The sequence below is a fragment of the Citrobacter sp. RHB21-C05 genome, assembly GCF_013889015.1.
GTDB lineage: Bacteria > Pseudomonadota > Gammaproteobacteria > Enterobacterales > Enterobacteriaceae > Citrobacter_A > Citrobacter_A sedlakii.
Genome location: NZ_CP057611.1, coordinates 774382 through 797484, shown reverse-complemented (window position 1 = coordinate 797484; position 23103 = coordinate 774382). Strand labels below are relative to the sequence as shown.

The 23103-nt window shown below is 49.2% G+C and carries 20 protein-coding genes and 2 pseudogenes; 17 read left to right on the top strand and 5 right to left on the bottom strand.

All coding sequences use genetic code 11. The annotated features are described in order from the left end of the window. Positions 1 to 6: 6 nt before the first annotated feature. From HVX72_RS03810 to HVX72_RS03800, 3 genes are all read left to right on the top strand, one after another. Positions 7 to 1614, top strand: a complete 1608-nt coding sequence (locus HVX72_RS03810; RefSeq protein ID WP_181822572.1) for a fimbrial protein — start codon at positions 7 to 9, stop codon at positions 1612 to 1614. Positions 1615 to 1655: 41 nt separating this feature from the next. Then, positions 1656 to 2300 (top strand): molecular chaperone, encoded by a 645-nt coding sequence (locus HVX72_RS03805; protein ID WP_220186090.1) that lies wholly within the window; start codon positions 1656 to 1658, stop codon positions 2298 to 2300. 424 nt (positions 2301 to 2724) lie between these two features. Then, positions 2725 to 4155: an EAL domain-containing protein gene (locus HVX72_RS03800; protein ID WP_181822571.1), complete on the top strand. Its 1431-nt coding sequence runs from the start codon at positions 2725 to 2727 to the stop codon at positions 4153 to 4155. A gap of 122 nt (positions 4156 to 4277) precedes the next feature. Here HVX72_RS03800 and HVX72_RS03795 read toward each other — a convergent pair whose 3' ends face one another. Next, positions 4278 to 4886 carry a DUF1062 domain-containing protein gene (locus HVX72_RS03795; RefSeq protein ID WP_181822570.1) on the bottom strand — a complete coding sequence of 203 codons (609 nt, stop codon included), beginning with the start codon at positions 4884 to 4886 and terminating at the stop codon, positions 4278 to 4280. A gap of 497 nt (positions 4887 to 5383) precedes the next feature. On the opposite strand from HVX72_RS03795, the gene HVX72_RS03790 reads away from it, so the two are divergent. The 4 genes from HVX72_RS03790 to HVX72_RS03775 all read left to right on the top strand — a co-directional run bounded on the left by HVX72_RS03790 (position 5384) and on the right by HVX72_RS03775 (position 8178). After that, entirely contained in the window at positions 5384 to 5641 is a 258-nt protein-coding gene (locus HVX72_RS03790; protein ID WP_042292105.1) for a YjhX family toxin, read from the top strand. Positions 5642 to 5648: 7 nt separating this feature from the next. Continuing rightward, complete coding sequence (locus HVX72_RS03785) at positions 5649 to 6542, top strand: class I SAM-dependent methyltransferase (protein WP_249418869.1); 894 nt, start codon at positions 5649 to 5651, stop codon at positions 6540 to 6542. Next, positions 6542 to 7288 carry a class I SAM-dependent methyltransferase gene (locus HVX72_RS03780; RefSeq protein ID WP_060569465.1) on the top strand — a complete coding sequence of 249 codons (747 nt, stop codon included), beginning with the start codon at positions 6542 to 6544 and terminating at the stop codon, positions 7286 to 7288. The genes HVX72_RS03785 and HVX72_RS03780 overlap by 1 nt, the downstream gene beginning before the upstream one ends. A 197-nt stretch (positions 7289 to 7485) precedes the next feature. Further along, positions 7486 to 8178 (top strand): LuxR family transcriptional regulator, encoded by a 693-nt coding sequence (locus HVX72_RS03775; protein ID WP_181822569.1) that lies wholly within the window; start codon positions 7486 to 7488, stop codon positions 8176 to 8178. Between the two features lie 13 nt (positions 8179 to 8191). Here HVX72_RS03775 and HVX72_RS03770 read toward each other — a convergent pair whose 3' ends face one another. Further along, positions 8192 to 8827: an acyl-homoserine-lactone synthase gene (locus tag HVX72_RS03770; RefSeq protein ID WP_042292115.1), complete on the bottom strand. Its 636-nt coding sequence runs from the start codon at positions 8825 to 8827 to the stop codon at positions 8192 to 8194. A 658-nt stretch (positions 8828 to 9485) separates the two neighbouring features. On the opposite strand from HVX72_RS03770, the gene HVX72_RS03765 reads away from it, so the two are divergent. Together HVX72_RS03765 and HVX72_RS22135 are read left to right on the top strand one after the other, a co-directional pair. After that, on the top strand, positions 9486 to 10322 hold the full coding sequence (locus HVX72_RS03765) for an alpha/beta hydrolase (RefSeq protein WP_042292117.1): 837 nt from the start codon (positions 9486 to 9488) through the stop codon (positions 10320 to 10322). 588 nt (positions 10323 to 10910) lie between these two features. Further along, positions 10911 to 11067: pseudogene (locus tag HVX72_RS22135) on the top strand (IS3 family transposase); the annotation flags it as partial. Positions 11068 to 11296: 229 nt separating this feature from the next. Here the strand turns inward: HVX72_RS22135 and HVX72_RS03760 are convergent. The 3 genes from HVX72_RS03760 to HVX72_RS03750 all read right to left on the bottom strand — a co-directional run bounded on the left by HVX72_RS03760 (position 11297) and on the right by HVX72_RS03750 (position 15845). After that, the gene (locus HVX72_RS03760; RefSeq protein WP_181822568.1) at positions 11297 to 12379 is read right to left on the bottom strand and encodes a fimbrial protein; all 1083 of its coding nucleotides are present in this window, start codon (positions 12377 to 12379) and stop codon (positions 11297 to 11299) included. 35 nt (positions 12380 to 12414) lie between these two features. Then, complete coding sequence (locus tag HVX72_RS03755) at positions 12415 to 14694, bottom strand: fimbria/pilus outer membrane usher protein (protein WP_256436185.1); 2280 nt, start codon at positions 14692 to 14694, stop codon at positions 12415 to 12417. A gap of 3 nt (positions 14695 to 14697) precedes the next feature. Next, a protein-coding gene (locus HVX72_RS03750) for an IS3 family transposase (RefSeq protein WP_096755719.1) occupies positions 14698 to 15845 on the bottom strand; the annotation gives its coding sequence in 2 pieces (ribosomal slippage) (positions 14698 to 15608 and positions 15608 to 15845; 1149 coding nt in all). 724 nt (positions 15846 to 16569) lie between these two features. On the opposite strand from HVX72_RS03750, the gene HVX72_RS03745 reads away from it, so the two are divergent. The 8 genes and pseudogenes from HVX72_RS03745 to HVX72_RS03710 all read left to right on the top strand — a co-directional run bounded on the left by HVX72_RS03745 (position 16570) and on the right by HVX72_RS03710 (position 23073). Continuing rightward, positions 16570 to 17004 carry a VOC family protein gene (locus HVX72_RS03745; protein ID WP_001756912.1) on the top strand — a complete coding sequence of 145 codons (435 nt, stop codon included), beginning with the start codon at positions 16570 to 16572 and terminating at the stop codon, positions 17002 to 17004. A 60-nt stretch (positions 17005 to 17064) separates the two neighbouring features. Next, entirely contained in the window at positions 17065 to 17883 is an 819-nt protein-coding gene (locus tag HVX72_RS03740; protein WP_113976733.1) for a GNAT family N-acetyltransferase, read from the top strand. A gap of 40 nt (positions 17884 to 17923) precedes the next feature. Beyond that, the gene (locus tag HVX72_RS03735) at positions 17924 to 18496 is read left to right on the top strand and encodes a DUF1349 domain-containing protein (RefSeq protein ID WP_001546972.1); all 573 of its coding nucleotides are present in this window, start codon (positions 17924 to 17926) and stop codon (positions 18494 to 18496) included. A gap of 39 nt (positions 18497 to 18535) precedes the next feature. Beyond that, positions 18536 to 19807 (top strand): multidrug efflux MFS transporter MdtM, encoded by a 1272-nt coding sequence (locus HVX72_RS03730; protein WP_090048402.1) that lies wholly within the window; start codon positions 18536 to 18538, stop codon positions 19805 to 19807. Positions 19808 to 19816: 9 nt separating this feature from the next. Further along, on the top strand, positions 19817 to 20209 hold the full coding sequence (locus tag HVX72_RS03725; RefSeq protein WP_102005008.1) for a VOC family protein: 393 nt from the start codon (positions 19817 to 19819) through the stop codon (positions 20207 to 20209). Between the two features lie 120 nt (positions 20210 to 20329). After that, entirely contained in the window at positions 20330 to 20830 is a 501-nt protein-coding gene (locus HVX72_RS03720) for a GNAT family N-acetyltransferase (RefSeq protein ID WP_306779922.1), read from the top strand. A gap of 339 nt (positions 20831 to 21169) precedes the next feature. Beyond that, a pseudogene (locus HVX72_RS03715) lies at positions 21170 to 21425 on the top strand (YjhX family toxin). A gap of 7 nt (positions 21426 to 21432) precedes the next feature. Continuing rightward, the gene (locus tag HVX72_RS03710) at positions 21433 to 23073 is read left to right on the top strand and encodes a class I SAM-dependent methyltransferase (protein ID WP_089518000.1); all 1641 of its coding nucleotides are present in this window, start codon (positions 21433 to 21435) and stop codon (positions 23071 to 23073) included. The last annotated feature ends 30 nt before the right edge of the window (positions 23074 to 23103 follow it).

Below are 23103 nucleotides of genomic sequence, written 5' to 3'. Positions count from 1 at the left end.
AAATTGATGAACAAAACACTCCACCTTATTCTTGGCTGCGCGCTGGCGTCAGTATCCCCTTCTCTCTGGGCATTAACAGCATCAACGCAGGCTGCGGTGAGCAGCAATATTTTATTTATCGAAAACAATATTGATAACGAATATTTTATAACGCCATCTTCGCTGGATCCGCGCATAAGTGGTTCAAACACCTGGGTGAAATACGGTAACAACCAGGTCAGTCTTGGCTATATGGGTATCGTGGGTTGGGTCAGCAGTACCAGCTATTATCGGGATATGTGGATTGACGATTCGCCGGTGAGTGAACCCTTTAACGGCATTCGCTGTACAACGGGCGCGAATTGCCCTTCTTCTGGTTATATTGCGGCTGATTTAACGGATCAATATGGCTTTTACCATACGAAAGCGACCGGGGCGGGCATCGCTGGCGGATACTATGGTTTTGCTTCATTTACTGACTCAGCATTTGACTATTTTCGCTCAATGACTGTCGGCGCGTCGGAAACGCTGAAACTGAATTTTTGTCGCACCACGGTGGATTATGACTATGCCGCCGGTGCGCGTTGTAAAGACCAAAGCAGCGGTAACTGGTATATCCGGCCTTATACCATTAATAAAATAGGTCATTTATCGCTCGAGTCGACAAACGCGTTTCAGGAATTGTGGATTGCCAGTGATGGCACGCCGAGTATTACGAAGGACTCCGGCTATTGTGAACTGGGTGTGGTGAGCAGTGTCGATGGCGTAATTTGTAAGATGGTGAGCTATGATCTCCAGCAAACATCGAACCTCACAGCGTCGCTGACGTTCAGAGCCTATATCGACTCGGCGATGCTGGGCTTTACCCCTGCGGCATCAGCGGTGAAGTATTCAGGTAACGGTTCAAACTGGTATAACTACAGTGCAACCACCGCCTATTACAATGTGCTGACGACCTCCGGAGACTATATCTATATTTTTCTGTCGAAAACGTTTTTGAAAGGCCTTGTCGACTCAGGGTTAAGCATAACCAATAGCCAACCCTTCACGTTTGGCTTTTACAATAGCTTAACGCCGGAGTCTGGCTATTACCAGTTTACGCCTTCGTTACAGCTCAATATCGTACCGAAAGAATATGGCATCAGCATTACCTCCACTGATAACACGACATCGGCACAGGGCAGCGGCACGATTGGAGATGCAGATCCTATAGAAATGAATTACACCGTTACCGTTTCCGGGCCGCGGCAGGCCGATACCATTACCGCGCAGGTTATCGGCGACAGCACCACGGTCAATGGCGTGCCGTATTGCCTGTTTCAGTCGGCGCAGGACGGGCTTTCTGTCCCTGTTCCCGCCTACCTGCAATACAACAGTGAGTCGGGCGGGGTAATACAAAAGCGTAACAGCTGTAACGAAGCGCCGATTTCGATGGCCGACGCACAGTGGCAACAAACACCATGGGATGTGAATAATACTGATGACGGCAGTTTTTTTACCACCGGTCTGACACTGTTATTTCCCATGAATGATTCACGTTCAATGCTTACCGTTGCCGGGGCGGACTGGGAAGGGGTGGTCAGCGCAACCGGTGAAATTAAAGTCACGGCAAACTGGCTGGGCGTAACGCCATGAAACGCGCTCAAACAGGGAAACGAGGTCTGTGGCTGGCAATCATGCTGATGGTCTTTCCGGTCCATGCTGTTTATCTTGAGTCGACTATTTATGAAATGCCTGCCGATAAGTCCTTTATCAGCAAGCGGATCTACAACGATAGTGATAAACAAAACGTTTACAGCATTAGCGCGGTGAAAATCGACAAGCCGGGGCCCGGGGGCGAAAAGCGAAGCCCAATTGCCGATGGCGAACTGCTTTTTACGCCGTTAAATTTCTCACTGGCGCCCGAGTCTGGTGAGTTCTTCAAGATCTTTTATCGTGGTCCTGCGGATGAAACGGAGCGCTATTACCGCATACTGTTTCGCGAGCTCCCTGTTACCCTGTTAACCGATCGCGAACATGGCAAGAAGAGCGAAGCGATACCCGCGGTCGCAATTGATACGATCCTTGTCGTTCGGCCACGAAAAATTAACTTCCAGTATCACCTTGATGAACAGAGAGGGATACTGAGAAATACCGGTAACACGTTTTTTAAAATCATTCTTCATCAGGGTTGCCACTCGACGGATGATGAGGCTGAAATGCGCTATCTCCTGCCAGGAGAAACATTCAACAGCGCTCAGCTGAGAGCAAATAACAGAAAATTTATCGTCGCCTTAAACAGGTATCATCCTGTGGGTAAGGCTTGCCAGAGGACGCAGTAATAACCCCTTATTACGCGGCATCAGTATGAAAAATCTCATGGCAATTAACCTGAGTGTGTAAGTTCTATAACGGAATAGTTAATTTTAAACAATGATTTTCATTCCCTTTAACAAAAAAAGTTTATAGATTTTTCTGAAGCTCCTTGAGTATTTTTAAGTCAATTGTATGGTCAACTGCACTTTTGGTAAAACTTTTAAAACACACTAAAACACAGGGGTTATATTTTTTATACTCAAGAAAAATTTATGTTTTGAGTTTTATATCTCATTTGTGCCTGTAATTTTCGTAACGCCCTGATTTTGTTGATAAGAGTCAGACTCTATCGCTGCTTTGTATTTATTAAAAAGAGAAAATTCGCGTTTTATCACTTTCTCCCGGAAGACGAGGTAGACGCTATACAATAAATTCACGCTGGTAATAGCTATGAATACTAAAAAAATTTTCCTGTTAAGTTATGACATCTGTCTTTTTTCTGGAATTAAGTCCTGGTTACCTAATTTAGTACTGGTTGATGTTCAGTCAGTAACCAATGAAAGACAGCAATACTTACCGCAATATCAGTCCTGTTTGTTGATCATCGACAACAGACTGCCTTTATTTTTCGTCAACAAGTGGATCCAACAAAACAGCAGCTTATTTAACCACATACACAGTATTGTCCTAAAGATGAGTAAGCATGACTGCTTTCATCGCGGTTATGAAAATGTCGACACTATAGATGCGAAACTGGGTGTGAATAGCGTGATAAATGCATTACATAAGAAGGCATTAGCGAGCCATGAATCCACCTTTAGTCTCGAAAATCTATCGGTTGCCCATTTCCGCTTAACGCATTTTGAAAAAGAAATGCTCAATGCCTCTTTTAGCCGAGGGGAATTGAATAATTTTTGCGTCGCGAATGCTGTGAGTCCGAAAGCGCTGTACCGGTATCGGGATAAAATTAACGCCCGACTGGGTTTTCGTTGTTTCAATGAGTCAGTTATCTTTTTATCCCGAAACGGCTTATTGAACGGCTTCACAGACTCGCCGGGCAACGCGCAATGTCTTGATTATGACGAACTGAACGCCAGCAGGCTGAGCATGGCTATTGTGGAGGAAGAGATCATCCCCTACTACCAGCCGATCGTTAATCAGAATGGCGATATGTGCGGTGTGGAAATCCTGGCTCGCTGGCCACAGGGGCACCACTACGCTATTTCGCAAAAAGAGTTTATTCCTTTAGCGATCAACAGCGGTCTGATCTTCGAATTGACCAGCTATCTGATGGCGACCGTCGCCCGCAATCTGATCTCCGCAAAGAGAATCATCAAAAATGAGCTGCTTATCGCTTTTAATATTGGTCCTTCCGGCTTAAGCAACCCTGTTTTCTACTGGGAATGCCTCAATTTTCTGGAGCAAACCCAACATTTACCCATAAAGCTGATGATTGAGATCACTGAAGACCAGGCGTTGAATATTACCCCGGCCATTAAAGAACTCATCCGCTCTCTGCGAAACCGCGGCGTACTGTTCGCCCTCGACGACTTCGGCACCGGTTATGCGAATCTTTACTATCTGAACGAGCTGGAGCTGGACATTATCAAAATTGATAAAACATTTATCAATAATATTAAGGATGGCGAACAGCGGGTTCCGATGCTGGAGTCAATCATTCACCTTGCCAACATTCTGGGTTTACGCACGGTCGCTGAAGGGGTTGAGCATGAGTACCAACACCGCTGGCTGGTCAACAATCACATTCATTTTCTGCAAGGCTATTACTTCCTGCCGCCAGTGCCTTTTGCCGATTTTCTTCGCTATCAACGGCGTGAGGAAAGCTCATGGCAATACAACGTAAATCAGTATGGATGCTGAGCTATCTCCGAAAGGAGATAGCCGCCTTTTCATGATGATATTAATGAAGCCCACCTCTTTTTCAGCCTATCCGCTGCGCGGGTCATCCTGGCGACGATTGTCATAAGGTGAGCTTCTGTCTGTTAACGACGCGTCAAATCGATTCTGCGGCGGGCATACACCGTTTCCAGAGGCATGTGTATGTGATAAACCGCCAATGCCCCCTTCCTTGATTTAAGCATCTTCTTCGTCACCCCGTTTATCTCTCCTGAATCGACTCGCTTATAAATTTCTGCTGAACTCAGCATGAGCTGCTTTTTCAGGATGGCCAGCAAGTTAACCTGAAAAGCACGGGGGATCCGGATACAAACGCTGACCCATTGTCGAGGGAAAATACTGACCGGCCACTGCTCCTGTATATGAAAATCAGGTTTGCCCGACAGCCTCGCATTGTTCCGCTTCAGAATCGCTTTGTTATGCGCAAAGTTTTCAACCGTATCCGCATCATTGAGCAGGAAACGGCGATAAAGCTCAGGATCTAATTTGTTGACATTGAGCCGCGAGAACAGAGCGATATTCCACGTACATTCGCAATGCGTACATTTATAAATAATCCAGACGTCCAGTCTCTTTTTTTGCGAATTGATTCTGAATGCCCCGGCGGGCGTGAACTCTCGTTTGATGTTGCATGACGGGCAGCGTTTTGCAATGCGCTGGTGCCCAACAGGAGTGACAGTCCATGTAACTTTCATAACGTACCTTTTTTAACCCGTACAAATTCGGATCCGTATTGAACGAACCATGTCTTTGTGTACGAAAAATATTTATTTGATATTTTTCAGCGGGTTAAAAAAAGATGTCCAATGCCACTCCCTGTCTTTGGCAAAGCGATACGCCGAGACTAGCAAAGCGGTCATCATCGGGTATATGCGTTCAATCAATATTCATGATGGTACCGCATGGGATCCTGGAGCGAATGACATGTTTGCACAGGCTAACGCCTGAGCGGTTTCGCACTGAGATCACACTTTAAAGGATTCGCTATAGCCGCACAAAAAACCTGTGTTAACATTCACTCCGTAAATACCTTTCAACGTCACCCGAGGCTTTGATGCTGGAGAATGTAATCATCTGATAATCAGCTCCCCGACCTTTCAGGCCGGACTGATTATCAATGCGCCGAAATCGAATGCGGACACCGCTGTGTGTTTGCACGTTTTGCACATGATGATTAAACAGGTTTTCCAGTATGAATTTATCCCGTCAGGAACAACGTACCCTACACGTTCTCGCTAAAGGTGGACGTATTACGCACGTCCGCGATACTTCTGGCCGCGTTACCTCTGTTGAATGCTACAGCCGCGAAGGGTTGTTGCTCGCCGACTGTACGCTCGCCGTCTTCAAAAAACTCAAAACCAAAAAGCTGATCAAGTCCGTCAACGGTCAGCCTTACCGCATCAACACCACCGGGCTGAACCACGTTCGCGCCCAGCCTGATAATCGCTAAGGAGAGGATGATGAATATCAGCGCTGTTATTGTCGCTTCAGGACGCATTCGACTTTCACCTGATGAAGGCAAAATCCCCTGGGATGAACCCGCCTTTAGCCAGCGCATGCTGGAAAACCATCTGTCCCAGGAACATGACTGGGCCAGCCGCAGACTGTCGGTGATTGAACAACAGGTTGCGTGGATTGCCCGTCAGCTCCCCTCAGGCGCACGCATTCTGGACCTCGGTTGCGGCCCCGGTTTTTACACCCGTTTGCTGGCCGAACGCGGCTTTAGCTGTACCGGCGTGGATTTCTCGCCGGCTTCTATCGAATGGGCTCGTCAACAGGCGCAGGCCGCGGGGCTGAAGATTGATTATGTTCAGCAGGATGTCCGGACATATCGCCCGCAAGAATCGTTCGATTTCATCATGATGACGTTTGGGGAACTGAATGTCTTTAATGCCGCAGACGCAACCCACCTCATCGGTCAGTGCGCGCGATGGCTTACGCCGGGCGGAAAACTCCTCGTGGAAGTACACACCTTCGATGAGGTGAAACGTCAGGGCATGGCCCCTGCAAGCTGGCAGCGTTGCCCGCAGGGACTGTTTCTTGCCGATCCTCATCTTCTGTTGACAGAAAATGACTGGGATGAAGAGACACGGACCAGCTCAACCCTGTTCTGGGCAATTGAAGAAACAGGTCGGACGACCCGTTTCGGTAATCAAATGAAGGCCTGGCGTGATGAGGAGTACTTCAGCCTGCTTGCTGACGCAGGTTTGAACGTGCTTCAGCGACCTGCCGGCGCCGACTGGCCAGTCAGCGAGACCTTCGCGGACAAACTTTTTGCGTTGCTGGCAGAAAAAGCACACGCGACGGCGAACGTTTCACCGAATACGCATGACATACAAGGAATTAACTAATGGATATCCCACGTATTTTTACGATTAGCGAAAGCGAGCATCGCATTCATAATCCGTTTACAGCAGAAAAGTACGCCACGTTAGGTCGCGTATTACGTATGACTGCGGGCACGCACATTCTCGATCTCGGCAGCGGTTCAGGCGAGATGCTCTGTACCTGGGCGCGTGATCATGGCATTACCGGCCTCGGCATTGACATGAGCCCACTCTTCACCGCACAGGCAAAGCTGCGCGCAGCGGAACTTGGCGTCAGCGAGAGCGTGAAATTTATTCATAACGACGCATCCGGTTACGTTGCCGACGAAAAATGCGATGTGGCGGCCTGTGTCGGCGCCACCTGGATCGCGGGCGGTGTCGCCGGGACGATTGACCTGCTGGCAAAAAGTCTCAAGCCCGGCGGGATCATGCTCATTGGCGAACCCTACTGGCGTAAGGACCCTGTATCGGACGAGGTGGCTGTCGCCTGCGGCGTGGGCAGCGTGGCCGATCTCCTCACCCTGCCCGACCTTGTCGCCTCTTTCGACGCAAGAGGGTACGACATTGTGGAAATGGTGCTGGCGGACCAGGAAGGCTGGGACAGGTACGAAGCCGCGAAGTGGCTGACCCTGCGTCGCTGGCTGGCGGAAAACCCCCATGATGATTTCGCGCAGGAGGTCCGGGCGGAACTGTCTGTCGCCCCTAAGCGTCATGTCACCTATAGCCGGGAATATTTTGGCTGGGGCGTGTTCGCTCTGATTGCCCGATAACATGAAACAGGCGGTGTGGTTTTCACTGCACCGCCATCATGTCAACTGAGAATATTCCCTGGCCTCTCAGACCGCAAAGCGATTTTGTCTTGGGCAAAGAGGCGAGATAAACAATATTGATGCATTCTCTATCTTTTTGAAGGCTAACAAAGCAGACTATACTTATCCACCCATTCATCCCAGAGGCAGTAACTGACGTGAAGGATACGTATTACAACGATACAAGGATCAATGCGTTAATCCAGAATGAGCTGAATAAGTTCTTTGAGGACTACAACGGTATCATCTACGCCTACGCGATAATGAACAAGAAAGACCCTTCACAGATGCGGATAATTAATAATAATCCGACATGGTTCGACATCTACCTGGAAAGAAAATATCAGTTCATAGACCCTGTTATTATTCGGGCTTTACGCTGTGTGGAAGATTTCTTTTGGGAGAACAAGGTCATCTTGTCTGGCGGATACAACCTGACGCGCATTTTCAACGAAAGTTCTGAACATAACATCTACCAGGGGCAGACATTTCCACTGCATGACTACCTGAATAATCTGGTGGTGTTATCCATCATCAGCCAGGAAGATTCCGGCGTGGACATGGAAAAAAATCGTTCACATTTTATGCACTTTCTTATTCAGTTGCATCAGAAGACGCTCAATCTCTATAGTAAAGTGGATCAGAAAAAGAACGTTTTCTTGTCACCACGTGAACGGCAAATTCTTAAATGGGTTAGCGCCGGAAAAACATACGCCGAGGTGTCGGTTATTTTGTCCATTACGGAACGCACCGTGAAATTCCATATGAGCAACGCAATGAAAAAACTCGGGGTGAACAACGCCAGACATGCGGTAAAACTGGGGATGGAGCTCAGATTGCTCGACAACTGAGCCCCGGCGCCCGTTATATACGAAGCAGTTGCTGGAGCATTTCACGAAGCCAGTCGCTGTTCTTGTCTTTGCGAATGATGTCTTCCACGGCGCTTACGCTGGCAGGCATAAAAATATAATAGATTGTTTCCCCTTTCTCAGAAAGTCCCTTCTGAATAACCTCTACTTTCCAGTTCGCATGACGAAAAATGGCATACATGCCGCGGCTGGCAACAGCATACATTCCCCGATATTGTTTCTTCATACAGTAAACGATCATTGCCAGAAACAGCGCCTTACTGGTGGGCATACTGCGCAAATTTCCGTTGTCGCGTCGTTCTTTATCTAAAAACAGTCGGCTGACTTCACAGCAGGGAATATCGGTAGGAAGACTAATATCGTCAAAGTAATCATGGAATATTTCGCTGATCATTGTCGGCTGGGTCGCATCGATAAATCGCGCGCCGCAAAGTAATTGCCCGTCATGCATGCCCAGCAGGTAAGTCGTTTTTTCGTTGTCAAATTGATCCTTTTCCATGCCGTTAATGCATTCGACTTTCCAGTCGAGCCGCTCGCGAAATGTTCTTCGTCTGAGCCGGTAGAGTTCGGAGGCAAATCCTGGCGGCAATTCATCGTAATCATGCAAAAAAAACTCAACAACAGAGTTCATCCAGTTATTCCTGATAATCACACACTGAAATTATTATCCCCTGTCTTTTAGGACAGCTTTTTTTTATGTCGGGTCTTCCTTATACTTAAAAAATACCTGACCAACAGCACTCGCAATGCTAACTGGTCAGGGGGTCAAAGACCAACGCAACACCAGGGATAAATCCACACGGGATTATCTTACATTTAGCGTCCCGGGTACAGAATGTTAGAAGCACTTAGCGTATAAAAAACCAATAAAGTACGAAAAATATCAAATAACTATAATTAATCTGTTGCCCCTTGTATTTTCAAGGGGTAATATTTTCTGTTGCTTTAGCAAAAATAAACGCCACAGGCTCTCCGTTTCTCTCCTCTCCACAAGCTTTCTTTTCGTAACCGTATGCCTCTGCGCGGCAATCACCGTCATAAGCTGAATGCCGACTCTCGCCGTTATCTTACTGAGTAAACAGACAGTTACCCGTTATTATCACGCAAAACACCAGGGGTTACTGCACGGTGTCGCTTATCCGTTCTATTGACATCTCCTATTGTACAGCCTGGCGATTGGGGCGTAGCGTTTTCCCCGTTAGAGACAGACGGTGAATCGATAAAGCCTGCCTGTCGGATTATGGGCTGTGTCCTATAATCTTGTGGAATATCACTACAGGAGTGACCTCATGGCATTTGTAACGACAGACGACAGTGTAAAGATCTTTTATAAAGATTGGGGAGATAAAACAGCCCAGCCCATCGTGTTTCATCACGGTTGGCCACTTAGCGCCGATGACTGGGATAATCAGATGTTGTTCTTCCTGGGACAAGGTTACCGCGTCATTGCCATTGACCGCCGCGGTCATGGTCGATCAGATCAGGTCAGTGAAGGGCATGATATGGATCATTATGCTGCTGATGTTAATGCCGTTGTTGAACATCTGGATCTGAAAAATGCGATTCATATCGGTCACTCAACCGGCGGCGGGCAGGTTGCCCGCTATGTCGCGCGCTTCGGACAACCCCAGGGACGCGTGGCGAAAGCGGTGCTGATCAGTGCGGTACCGCCGTTAATGGTAAAAACAGCGGCGAACCCGGAGGGTACGCCTGTAGAAGTATTCGACGGATTCCGTAAAGCGCTGGCCGCGAATCGTGCTCAGTTCTATCTTGATGTGGCCTCCGGTCCTTTTTACGGCTTCAACCGTGAAGGGGCTGACATTTCCCAGGGCACTATTCAGAACTGGTGGCGCCAGGGCATGATGGGAAGCGCAAAAGCCCATTACGAAGGCATCAAGGCATTCTCTGAAACAGACCAAACGGAAGACCTCAAAGCCATCACGCTTCCGGTACTGGTGATGCAGGGCGATGACGACCAGGTTGTGCCCTATAAGACCGCCGCACTTATGCAGGATAAATTGTTGAGCAACAGTGAACTGCGTATTTATCCGGGCTATCCACACGGGATGCACACCACCCATGCGGATGTCATTAATGCTGATATTTTGGCTTTTCTTCGCAAGTAAGCGATGACCGTACCGACTCCCGGAGCAGGTGCAGGCAGGTAAGTTGATATTCTGCCGCTACTCCGTTGTCAGACCCAATACAAGGCGCACGTTATTCCGCAAGCGTGCGCTTTTTTGCGTGCGACAAATCCGCGCCCTTCATCTCCCACAAGATTTATCCTTCGCGTTCACTTTCTTTATTTTTATAATCCGAACCAACAGCATAATGCAATGTGTTGTTCTACATAGCATTTTCGCTACCATACAGACCGCACAACTGATTTTGAAAAACGGGACGATAAAACAGTCATTGCAGCTACTTTGATATTTTCTTGCACAGCAATAGCAGTTGAAAGCACCCGTATTGCCGGTAACACTATTACCTTCATTATGCCCTCAGCGGATACCCCAGTAATGTGACCAGAGCGCGTGTATATGCCCATCAGCAACGGTACCCCCACCAGTTCCATCGTCGTCAGCGTTTATATCATCCATGAGATTATCGTGCCTGCTTGACCATTTGCGATTCGCAGCTTAAGCCAACCGGTTCGTGCGGCAATCTTTCCGTTGAGATGAAAAACAATACGGGAGCAATGAGCGCTTTGTATTGCAGCAGCCCGCGAGAACAGTCTGTATAAATCGCAGCCCTATGACTGGCGCAGCAACGGCCTCATCCTGTGATCGCGAAAATGAACTCGCCGCTAAAAATATCCGTTTTAAACGCCAGTTGGCGGGACAAGCTGAAGCGCTGGCGCGCCTTCAAAAGGCTATGGCACTGTTCACGGCGCGCCTGACGTCGAGAAGGAAACATTTCTACAGCCGTCAGGCTTGACGCAACTGAAGTTTTTCAACGTCACGTTGTTGCAGTGCCGCTTGCCATTTCATCTTTTACTTCAGGAATTTACTGACCTCCGGCGGTACCTTTTCGAGAGTTTACCCATGAGCAGTTGTGCCAGTCTATGAGCGACTGCGTATCTTATGTTAATAAATTTACGTTAGTAATAATTGATAGTGAATGTCAGCGCCGACTCCGCCACCCCAGGAGTCACCCGCCCGCCTGATTGGATATATCTGGCCTGCAGAGGGATGCGTAATTGCGTCACTCCCGTATTTCCGGTTACGGGGCCAAGAGGGTCAAAACCTGTTCCCATTGTTACCAAGCTGGTATCATTTTGCTTTCGGACCTGCATATCTATCCCCGTTGCACTGCCAGTACCTGATTTGAGACTGAATGAATCAGGGGTAGGATTGCCATAAACGGGATTAACCAATAAACTCATTTGGTTTTTAGCCTGAAAATATCCTGGATAATTCCCCGGGCAATTATCTAATTCAATGTTGAAATCCACCCATTGACTGGTACTTCCCACACCGGTGAAATCCGTCGTTTTATAGTTTCCCATCGGCACGACCACATCAGGTGTCTGGCATGTAAACGGAATAACATTCACTGAGCCGCTAAAAGATACAGACCCCATCGTTATTTTCTTTCCGTCATAGAGTGTTCCATCACTCTTATAAATCATGCCGTATATGCCGAAGGTGGGCAGGTCACTCCCCGATAAAACGCCTGGCTGTAAGAGGGAACCGTTAACTAATGCTATATAAAATACACCAGTACCATTGGCAGAACCATTACCACCGGCAGGAGATCCAGCGAGGCCGGAAATTGTTACATAATGAACTGTAGTCACCGCCATGCCTGGTGGAGAAGAAAGAGAATTAGTGAATCCGACTCCAAATGCCGGAGCATTCATTGCAACGACACTGTAAGCTGGATTAACCCCTATATTCAAATTATAAGAACTACCATATGAACTCAATGGTTCAAGAAAAACATATAGCGTATAAGTTGCAAGATCTCCAGCAGTTACATGACACTGATAATTGTAATTTGAAATTATAGTGTAATAAGAGGCTATCACAGTGGTCAACGAGGATAGGTCAACACCGGGTGAAACACTACCTCCAGGTAATACTATCTCCTTGTGGCCAATATTCGTGTCGTCACAAACAGGTGCAGCTAAAGCCACCGACGGGAAATGCGTCATGATGAACAATGAAATAGCGAGTAACATTCTCATGCTACTGCGTGACAGAAACCCTACCGCATTCAGTAACATTCCAGGACCTCTTTCTTCATATTAATTGCTGAATCTTCTTCGGAAACGATGACTTTCATTTTGCACTCCCCCTGATTACCGGCCTTCAGTTTGAGAATATGAGTCCCTGGCTCAAGACGAACAAATATCTGCCCGGCCTGGCCGACAGTCGCAATATAATTACCTTTCTCATTGCTGACATCAGCGCCGAAGGGGACTGGTTGTCCTTTCCATCGGGCAGAAATCAGTACGGGGACCCCTGTTTGCGTATTATATTTAACCTTTACAATAGCACCGGCGTAGGGGGCCACCTTACGTGACGTGCTATCAAAACCGACATTGTTCGTCGCATTCTTTGGATCGATGGCCACTTCATTCATTTCATACGCATTCAGATAAGGCACCGCTGCATACCCGGCATTATCAATGCTGATACCAGGGTAAGAGGAAACCCGGGCGCCTTTGGCTCCTCTGGCTTCAATCAACGCCCAGGTATCTGAGGTGTAAGGGCTGAGGGTTGCGCCACCGGAATGCAGAAGCACGGACCCATTCGCACCAAATGACTGGCTCTGATAGTGATTACCAACGCTGCTGCTGCCATTAAGGTACGTATACGGTGTTCGCCACTGCCCGTTAACATACAGACTGCTGCCGGTTGCGCCGCTGGTATTGCGGGCTGTTACCCCATAGCTGTACTGGTTGTCTTCGCCGGCACTTCCGGACAGGGAGGCCGCCTCAGACCAGGATCCATCATTGTTGCGCCCTGTTTCCAGACGCGCGGATGGAACATGTGTATCTCCGGCAGTACCCAAGGAGAAGCTCAGGGACAGAAGCCAGCTGGTATCACTTTTGCCGTACCAGGTGTATGTCCGGTTGACATTTAATCCGTAAGTGACGGAATTCCAGCTATTACTGTAACCGACCTGGAATTGTTTATCGGTATCCTTACTGTTCCAGTAATTCTGTAATGACGCACTTGCATAGAACTGTCCCAGGCCTTCTGGAAGAGACTGGCTGGCAGTCAGGGTATAGCGGCTTTTAGAACGTTTCAGACGCTGTTCATCGTAACCACGCGCCAGCATATCTTTTGTCATCATGGCTGTTGCCAAATCGTAATAGCCCTGCGTTGAAAAACGATAGGTTGCCAGCGTCAGATTGGTGCCCGACCGGGGGATAAATTTTGAATAGCTGAGTCGGTAGCTCTGTCCGGATGACGTTTTATGGCCATATTCCTGGCCGTTCGGATTTCCTGAGAAAGAAGCATGCGACTGGGTGATATCCAGAGAAATCGCCCCGGCTTGGGTTCCTATTGCCATACCGGCCTGAGCGGCATAATAACCGTCGCTTTGTTGCCAGCCAGTATAGCCCGTCAGGTAATTTGACAGGCCATGCTGCCAGGTTGCCTCATAAAACTCCGGTTTATCTCTAAGGTTAAGCTGGCGTAATTTACCTGCCGTAAAGGAATAGCGGTACGACCCCGGTCTAATCAACTGCGGCATCGCGGTATACGGGACCAGAAAAAAGTTTTCATTGCCATCTGCTTCCCGAACGGTCACGGCCAGGTCGCCACCAAACCCCGTCGGATAAAGATCGTTAATGACGAATTCACCCGGGGAGACAGTTGTCTCATAAATGATGGCGTTATTCTGGCGTACAGTGACTTTGGCGTTCGTTCTGGCCATCCCCCTGATTTCAGGCGCATAGCCCCGCTGCGAAGTTGGATACATGCGCTCATCGCTGGCAATTTGCATACCGGAAAATGGCAGGGAGTCAAAAACCCTGCCTGTGGTATTAGACTGGCCGACAAGCAAGCGGCCTTTGATAAATGGAATATCCCGCTGAGCATACGTGTTCAGAGACTGATAATCCTTCTTTCCGTCATCTAACCAGGAATAGGAGCCATTATGACGGAAATACCATGCGCCAAGATTAAATCCGGTATTCAGCGAGGCAAACATCGATTTATAATCATAATGACTGGACTGACTTGTCCAGGCGTTCAGCCCGTAGCTGAGAAATGCTGCAGGTATACCGCTATCCCAGAGCTCCGGGTTCACGGAACCACGCGCAGAGCGATGAACATATTTTTGCGGCAACGTAATATCCAGTACCTGCTCTCCCGCATCGAATTCGACCCTGGCATTCGGGATGCCGGATAAGATTTCAGTGCAGCCATCAGAATCGGGTTGCCGCACTGTGTCGGTCTCATTCATTCTTTCCCAGGCCAGAGGGATGACTTTCAGTAATTCCGGCGTAATACAGACGTAACCAGAATTTGAATCGCCACGGATAATCTAGACACTTCCGAGCCGTTGATAATACTGGTTTTCATATTCTGTCGGTGACATCTGTTCGCTAGAACCATGCCGACGCTTACTGTTATAAAACATTTCGATGTAATCAAAAATATCGCTGCGGGCTTCTTCCCGCGTTCCGTAGATTTTTTTCTTTATCCGTTCACGTTTCAACAACTGGAAAAAGCTTTCTGCAACCGCATTATCATGGCAGTTACCGCGACGGCTCATGCTGCCCTCCAGGCCGTGTGATTTCAGGAACGACTGCCACTCATGGCTTGTGTACTGACTGCCCTGATCCGAATGAACCAGCACCTGTTTTTGGGGATTACGCCGCCATACAGCCATCAGCAGTGCGTTCAGGACAATGTCCTTTGTCATCCGGGATTGTATGGACCAGCCGATAATTTTGCGTGAGAACAGATCAACAACCACGGCAAGATACAGCCAGCCTTCGTGGGTCCTGATGTAGGTTATGTCCGTTACCCAACTCTCATCCGGAGCATCCGGATTGAACTGTCGCTGGAGCCTGTTGGGCGACACGATACTGGCCTCGCCTTTACGTGCCCGCGGGCTCCGGTATCCGACCTGAGCCTTTATCCCGACACGTTTCATCAGTCGCCAGACTCTGTTCACTCCGCACTGTTGCCCGCTGTCCCGCAGATCCAAATGGATTTTGCGATAACCATAGACGCATCCCGATTCCAGCCAGAACTGTTTAATCTGCCCTGTCAGCCTCAGGTCTGCCTGATGGCGTTGTGAATGCGGCTGCTGAAGCCAGGCGTAAAAACCACTGGGATGAACATCCAGCACCCGACAGAGCAGGCGAACAGGCCAGCAACAGGTGTTGTCACGGATAAAGGCGTACCTCAGTCGGACAGCTTTGCGAAGTACGCCGCGGCTTTTTTTAATATGTCCCGTTCGTCGGTAACCCGCTTCAGCTCTTTCTGGAGACGGCGGATCTCGGCCTGAGCATCTGACTCTTCTTTATTAGTGGAAGAATCTGGACCGTACTTCTTTATCCAGGCGTAAAGGCTGTGGGTGGTGATATCGAGACGTGTTGCAACGCTGGCAACAGAATAACCGCGATCAACAACCTGTTTGACTGCTTCAATTTTAAACTCTTCGGGATAACGCTTACCGCTCATGGGCACCTCTCTTTAAGCCATCTTAAATGACTCTGAGGTGTCTGTTAAACCCGTGGCGATTCAATTAGCGTTTCTGGATAGTTCCGGATTGATTATTATTTGAGCGCGCATTATTCGATTAGTATTGTTTAAATAAATGCTAAACAACCCCTCATTTGATATGGATATACTGTTTTTATCCGTTAACCTGTTCTGGCTAACAAACGAACAGCTCTCAAGCAGGAAACTGTCAACCCGGAAGGAAAACGTTTAGCCGCTAGTGGCTTGTTCTTACCGCCTTAACCGTTACGTTAGCACCAGGGCAACTAACCTTGCTCATAAGTGCCTTGCTTGTGGAATGATTCTTTTTTCATTGTGTAGCAGCCTGTGCAGGCGGCTCTTTTTCAGGAGGCAGCATGCCACTCAATAAAATGAAGCGTCATGCCATACTCCACACGCTCTCTATACCTGAACGTAAACTACGCCCCTTAAAATGGCTTGCTCTTATCTCATACCTGCTCGTTATATTACAACTGGCAATTGAGAGCCTGGTCATAAGCGAATAACGGAATAGCAATTCCTGTACAAAGACCAAATCTGGAATGATTTTCTGATATCTGTCGGGTTCAGAGCACAAAACTTAATGTATTTTTTTCCAACAACACAATCATTACGTAGAGTTGTGCCACTGTTGAGTTTCACAGGTAAAGACCTGACTGACAGAATCTGAATAAGGAAATGAACCATGGATAACTATACGCTGCATCGTGGCAGACTTATCGACCATATCCAGCTCGTGGTAAACGACTTTGCCGCAAGCAAAGCGTTTTACACTGCTGTTCTGGCGGAACTTAAGATCCCCATGGTTATTACCGATGACGATTATATCTGGGCTGACGAACTGGTCATTTCGTCAGTAAAAAGTTCGGAGTCTGGCGGAGTGCCTACAGGACGGCACCATCTGGCCTTTCAGGCCGCAGACCGTGAATCGGTGAACGCGTTTTACCACGCAGCACTAAATCATGGCGGACGTGATAACGGCGCACCTGCCGAACGAACCTATCATCCCGGATACTATGCCGCTTTTGTTCTGGATCCGGACGGTAACAACATCGAAGCTGTTTACCATGGTGAGGGCGATCGCAGTGCCCGCTCTGTAGAAATCAGCTTCACTGTCTGAGAAAACAGGGAGCATATTTTCCCCTGTAGCTCCCGGTAACCGCAATGGAGAGCTTTATCTATGACCGTTATACCGGTATCAGCCCTTGAATGCAGCATTACTGAGCTGTGCCGTATTCTTGCAGACAGCTTTAATGAACCATTGACACCGTTTGCGTTGCCACCGGAAATGTTTGCCTCACGTTTCATTTCCGAAGGACTCAGCCTTGAAGACTCGTTTGTCTGGCTGGTCAATGATAACCCGGCGGCAATAGCCATCGTAACCCGCAGAATGGACAAAGCGCGTCTGGCAGCATTTGGTGTGTTGCCCGAGTACCGGAGCCAGGGACTGGCAAAACAGATGCTTACTCCTCTGTTTACCTCCTTAAAAGAGAAAAAGTTATCCAGCGTGAGGCTGGAAGTGATGCGCAAAAATACCCGGGCCATCGCTCTCTATCACGCGCTCGGTTTTCAGGTTCGCCGACATCTGTGCAAATACCGGGGAGATCCACAGTCTCGTCTGGAAATACCTTCAGGGGATATGGAATCCAAGTCTGCTGATGACTTCCTGCGTACCGTCTGGTCTGCACCAGATGATGATCTTCCCTGGCTGGCCAGCCCCCTGCAGCTCTTGTCTATTCCCTGCGACATCCTCAGGGATAACGAACATGCATGGTGTGCTGTCGCGGAGTTCATGGGACAACCTCAGCTCCGCTGTTTGTTTGTGGAACCGGTGTATCGTTACCAGGGACGGGCTAAAAGAATGCTTCAGAAAATCAATGCCAGATGGCCTGGCATAGGTACATCAGCCGCGATCCCAGAAACGCTGGCACCATTATTTACTGCGGCGGGTTATCAGGCTGAACCGTTATGCCAGTTTGAAATGGAACTGACATTTTAAACTATCGTTATGCTGCATTCCGCATGACAGGAGAACAATGATGAGTTGCAAGTTTGAATGGATCAATGAGCCCGCCGTATGGTGCTACGAAAATAACGCCCTGTCGGTAATCACTGATGAGCATACTGATTTCTGGTGCCGTACCTGGTACGGGTTTGAGCGTTTTACCGGCCACATCTACGCTACTGATGTAACAGGTGATTTTACTTTTCAGGTCAGGATCCGCGCAAACTTCACCACACTCTATGACCAGGCCGGAATTATAATGCTCTCTGACGAACAGCACTGGCTCAAAGCTGGCATCGAATTTAACGATGGAGCACCTGCAATCGGGAGTGTACTCACGATGAGAAATTCCGACTGGGCTACAGGACTCTTTCCTGGGGATCCGAAGGAATTCTGGCTGCGTCTGACCCGTAAAAAAGATGCGTTACGACTGCAGTACTCCTCAGATGGACAGCACTGGCCATTACTTCGCTTAAGCCATTTCCCTACGGGCCCTGTCAAAACGGGCATCATGTGTTGTACACCTCAGCGCAAGGGGTTGGAGGTAGCATTTCTTGATCTCAGACTGACTCCTGCAATGGATAAGGAACTGCACGATCTAAGTTGATAAATAACCATTCAATAATAAAAAACGGAGAACCCGTTTATGACGCCATTTTCGGGACGCCTTAGCAGGTATGGCAGCGTACTATTATTTCCACTGGCGATGATCATATACGATTTTTCAGCTTACCTGACAACGGACCTTATTCAGCCGGGCGTCATTAACATTATAAATGAGTTACAGGCGGATGTTACGCTGGCTCCAGTATCAGTCAGTTTGTATATGGCAGGCGGACTGGCGCTCCAGTGGCTCCTGGGTCCTCTCTCCGACCGGGTTGGCCGCCGCCCCGTCCTGCTCACGGGTGCAATGATCTTTGCCCTGGCATGCCTGAGCATGCTGTTTGTCACCTCGATCGAACAGTATTTTATTGCCCGTTTTATACAGGGAACCAGTATCTGCTTCATCTCCACCGTGGGTTATGTATCAATACAGGAGGCCTTTGATGAAAAGGATTCCATCAGGATCATGGCTGCGCTGACCTCTATTGTTCTGCTCGCCCCGGTTATCGGGCCGGTGGCCGGCGCTGCGCTGATGGCGTTCATACACTGGAAACTGCTCTTTGCCATCATCGGTGTGTTTGGTCTGGTAGCATGGTTCTTACTACTGTTCAAAATGCCGGAAACAGTTATATCTCAGGGAAGAGAATTCAAACCGGGTGAAGTGCTGTCAGATTTCATCGCGGCATTTCGCCATCCAGTGGTGCTGACCGGCTCACTGGCAGTCGCTTTTGGTAACCTGCCTATCATCACCTGGGTGGCGCTCTCCCCCGTGATCCTGATTGAGCACGGGGGTATGTCTCCCGGTAGCTATGCCTGGACACAGGTGCCCGTGTTTAGTGGGATCATTATCGCCAGTGTGATTGTAGCGAATGTTATCAAAGACCCGACGTCACCGCGTTTTATCTGGGGTACTGTCCCGATACAGTTTGCTGGCTTGCTGGCTTTGCTGGCCGGCAACCTGCTATGGCCACACGTCTGGCTATGGTCAGTAGTGGGAACGAGCTTTTATGCCCTGGGTATTGGACTGCTCTATCCGGTGCTGTTTCGCTTCACGCTCTTTTCTCATAACCTGCCAAAAGGCACCGTTTCTGCCACGCTGAATATTCTGGCGCTTGGCATAATTGCCCTTAGCATTGAAATAACCCGCTGGGTTTACTTCCATGCCGGCGGCAGGATTGCTTTCCACGGCGCGGCTCTGCTGGCCGGTATAGCCGTCATCATATCAGTTGCCCGCCTGCTTAAACTGCGTGGGCAGCATCAGAGCCAGTCAGTATCACCGGCAGGCTGTCTGCAACAAAAATACAAAAGTGAGTAAGGAGAGTTTATGTTTTCTTACGTGATGCTGGGTACTAACGATCTAGGGCGCGCCATAAGGTTCTACGATCCGCTGATGGAATTGCTTGGACATCCAAAGGCAGGCCGTAATGAAGAAGGCGCATCCTGGGGGACGTTCAGCAATAACCATACCATCGGACTCTGCGTTGGCATGCCCTTTGATCGGCAGCCCGCCGGGGTTGGTAATGGCACGATGGTGGCGCTGAACGCCCGCTCTGTTCAACATATCAGACAGTTGCATGCGCTTGCCCTAAGTCTGGGAGGTGTGGATGAAGGTGCGCCGGATCACAGGCCGCAGTACGGACAAGGATTCCATAGTGCTTATGTACGCGATCCGGACGGGAATAAGCTGGCGTTTGTGTTCTATGCCGATGAGGGTTGAACATCAAACTGACAGTTTTCGTGTTGTGTATGAAAGCGGCGACGCACCGGACATAGTCAGAGAGTAGCCGTCGGGCGTAGCGTCAGGCGGTAACTCTTTTGGTCGCAGAGACTGGTGCAGATGAATCATTTAAAAGGAAGTCTTATGCAGATAATTTCGCCAGGGTGCATTATTCGGCCATTTCAGCCACACGAAATCGATAGTTTTATGGTGTATCGCAATGATGCGGAGTGGATGAAATATCAGGGATTTAAGGGGCTAACAAAAGAGGACTATGAAGCAGAGTTGCTTGGAGTTCTTACACTTGCTCGCGGTATTCAATTGGCCATTGTCAACAAGCTGACGCAGGTTTTGATTGGTGATATCTATTTACGTCAGCAATGCGATGTGTTTTGGCTCGGCTATACCATCAGTCCCGCTTATGCTCGCCAGGGATATGCAATTGAAGCAATTACCGCCACGATCGACTGGATAAAAGAGAACGGTTTTTCACTCATCAAAGCCGGTGTGAATCCGGAAAATACCCTTTCAATAAAATTACTTATCAGGATTGGCTTCAACTTTTCAGGCATCGAAGAGGGTGAACATATTTATGTTCTGGATTTAACAAAAGGAGAATAATCTCCCGAGGGGAAAAGCCGATAAGGCCATTTCTGGCGTACTTCAACATGCATTCGTCAGTGTCATCAGCCTTTCCCAGTAAATGGGTTGGCATTCAATTTCCAAAGTACATCACACTTTTTCTACTGAAACATATCCCTCCTAAAACTACGTGTTACTATTCGCTCCGTAAATACTTTTCAACTCAACCCGAGGCTTTGATGCTGGAGAATGTAATCATCCGATAATCAGTTACCCGACCTTTTCAGGCCGGACTGATTATCAATGCGCCGAAATCGAATGCGGACACCGCTATGTGTTTGCACGTTTTGCACATGATGATTAAACAGGTTTTCCAGTATGAATTTATCCCGTCAGGAACAACGTACCTTACACGTTCTCGCCAAAGGTGGCCGTATTGCGCATGTCCGCGATGTGTCTGGCCGCGTCACCGCCGTTGTACTACACCCGCGAAGGGCTGTTGCTCATCGACTGCACCCTCGCCACCTTCAAAAAACTCAAAACCAAAAAACTGATCAAGTCCGTCAACGGTCAGCCGTACCGCATCAACACCACCGGGCTGAATAACGTTCGCGCACAGCCAGATAATCGTTAAGGAGAGCATGATGGATATTAGCACCCTTATTTCCTCATCCCGGCACATTCACCTGTCTGCGCAGGAAAGTAAAATCCCCTGGGATGAACCGGCCTTCAGCCAGCGCATGCTGGCGAACCATTTGTCTCAGGATCACGACTGGGCCAGCCGCCGGCAGGAGGTCATTGAGCTGCAGGTCGAGTGGATCGCCAGCCAGTTATCCCCTGGCGCACATATCCTCGATCTCGGCTGCGGACCCGGCTTTTATACCCACCGCTTAGCGGAGCGCGGATTTCACTGCACCGGCGTGGATTTCTCACCGGCATCTGTTAACTGGGCTCGTCAGCAGGCGCAGAATGCCGGATTGAATATCGACTATGTCCAGCAGGATATCCGCGCATACTGGCCGGATAAATCGTTCGATTTCATCATGATGACATTCGGGGAACTGAATGTATTTAGCACGGCAGATGCGCGCTCGCTCGTCAGCCGATGCGCGCTGTGGCTGGAGCCGGGTGGAAGGCTGCTCACTGAAGTCCATACTTTCGACGAAGTTAAACGTCAGGGAATGGCTGAAACGAGCTGGCAACGCTGTCCGGACGGGTTGTTTCTGGGCGTCCCACACTTACTGCTGACGGAACATGGCTGGGATGAGGAAGCACAGACCAGCTCAACGCAGTTCTGGGCCATAGAGGCAAACGGCCAAACCACCCGTTTCGGCAGCCAGATGACGGCCTGGCGCGATGACGAGTACGTCAGCCTGCTCGACAATGCCGGGTTTGCCCTGATTCCTCCTCTTGAAAGCCACTACTGGCCAGTCAGCGAGACATTCGAAAGGAAGCTGTTTGTTCTGCTAGCCGAAAAAGCAAAAGCCTCAGAGGAACTTTCTCTTAATACTCAACGCAATAAAAGGAATTCCAAATTGGATATCCCACGTATTTTTACCATCAGTGAAAGCGAACACCGCATCCACAACCCGTTCACAGAAGAGAAGTATGCCACGCTGGGTCGCGTGCTGCGCATGAAGCCGGGCACCCGCATTCTTGATCTCGGCAGCGGCTCGGGCGAGATGCTCTGCACCTGGGCCCGGGATCATGGCATTACGGGGACTGGCATCGACATGAGTTCGCTCTTCACCGCGCAGGCCAGACGCCGCGCGGAAGAACTCGGCGTCAGCGAACGCGTACATTTTATTCATAATGATGCGGCGGGTTACGTCGCCAATGAAAAATGTGACGTGGCAGCCTGCGTCGGCGCGACCTGGATTGCCGGAGGCTTTGCCGGGACAGTCGAACTGCTGGCGCAGAGCCTTAAACCGGGCGGCATCATGCTCATCGGTGAACCTTACTGGCGCCAGCTTCCGGCAACGGACGAGATAGCCCAGGCCTGCGGCGTCAGCTCGACAAGCGATTTCCTGACGCTTCCAGGGCTTGTCAGCGCGTTTGACGACCTCGGCTACGACGTGGTGGAAATGGTACTGGCGGACCAGGAAGGCTGGGATCGGTATGAGGCCGCGAAATGGCTGACCATGCGCCGCTGGTTGGAAGCCAATCCTGACGACGATTTCGCCGCCGAAGTCAGGGCCGAGCTAAACATCTCGCCGAAACGCCACGTAACGTACGCGCGGGAATACTTTGGCTGGGGCGTGTTCGCGCTCATCGCCAGGTAACAACAGGTTCCCGGTATTTCTGACTGGAGA

Bases quoted from the DNA above. Each gene is read 5' to 3' on its own strand.
- HVX72_RS03800 (WP_181822571.1), top strand. From the start codon at position 2,725: ATGAATACTAAAAAAATTTTCCTGTTAAGTTATGACATCTGTCTTTTT.
- HVX72_RS03725 (WP_102005008.1), top strand. From the start codon at position 19,817: ATGTTTTCTTACGTGATGCTGGGTACTAACGATCTAGGGCGCGCCATA.
- HVX72_RS03735 (WP_001546972.1), top strand. From the start codon at position 17,924: ATGAGTTGCAAGTTTGAATGGATCAATGAGCCCGCCGTATGGTGCTAC.
- HVX72_RS03730 (WP_090048402.1), top strand. From the start codon at position 18,536: ATGACGCCATTTTCGGGACGCCTTAGCAGGTATGGCAGCGTACTATTA.
- HVX72_RS03745 (WP_001756912.1), top strand. From the start codon at position 16,570: ATGGATAACTATACGCTGCATCGTGGCAGACTTATCGACCATATCCAG.
- HVX72_RS03765 (WP_042292117.1), top strand. From the start codon at position 9,486: ATGGCATTTGTAACGACAGACGACAGTGTAAAGATCTTTTATAAAGAT.
- HVX72_RS03720 (WP_306779922.1), top strand. From the start codon at position 20,330: ATGAATCATTTAAAAGGAAGTCTTATGCAGATAATTTCGCCAGGGTGC.
- HVX72_RS03780 (WP_060569465.1), top strand. From the start codon at position 6,542: ATGGATATCCCACGTATTTTTACGATTAGCGAAAGCGAGCATCGCATT.
- HVX72_RS03810 (WP_181822572.1), top strand. From the start codon at position 7: ATGAACAAAACACTCCACCTTATTCTTGGCTGCGCGCTGGCGTCAGTA.
- HVX72_RS03710 (WP_089518000.1), top strand. From the start codon at position 21,433: ATGATGGATATTAGCACCCTTATTTCCTCATCCCGGCACATTCACCTG.
- HVX72_RS03770 (WP_042292115.1), bottom strand. From the start codon at position 8,827: ATGAACTCTGTTGTTGAGTTTTTTTTGCATGATTACGATGAATTGCCG.
- HVX72_RS03790 (WP_042292105.1), top strand. From the start codon at position 5,384: ATGAATTTATCCCGTCAGGAACAACGTACCCTACACGTTCTCGCTAAA.
- HVX72_RS03760 (WP_181822568.1), bottom strand. From the start codon at position 12,379: ATGTTACTCGCTATTTCATTGTTCATCATGACGCATTTCCCGTCGGTG.
- HVX72_RS03795 (WP_181822570.1), bottom strand. From the start codon at position 4,886: ATGAAAGTTACATGGACTGTCACTCCTGTTGGGCACCAGCGCATTGCA.
- HVX72_RS03740 (WP_113976733.1), top strand. From the start codon at position 17,065: ATGACCGTTATACCGGTATCAGCCCTTGAATGCAGCATTACTGAGCTG.
- HVX72_RS03785 (WP_249418869.1), top strand. From the start codon at position 5,649: ATGATGAATATCAGCGCTGTTATTGTCGCTTCAGGACGCATTCGACTT.
- HVX72_RS03805 (WP_220186090.1), top strand. From the start codon at position 1,656: ATGCTGATGGTCTTTCCGGTCCATGCTGTTTATCTTGAGTCGACTATT.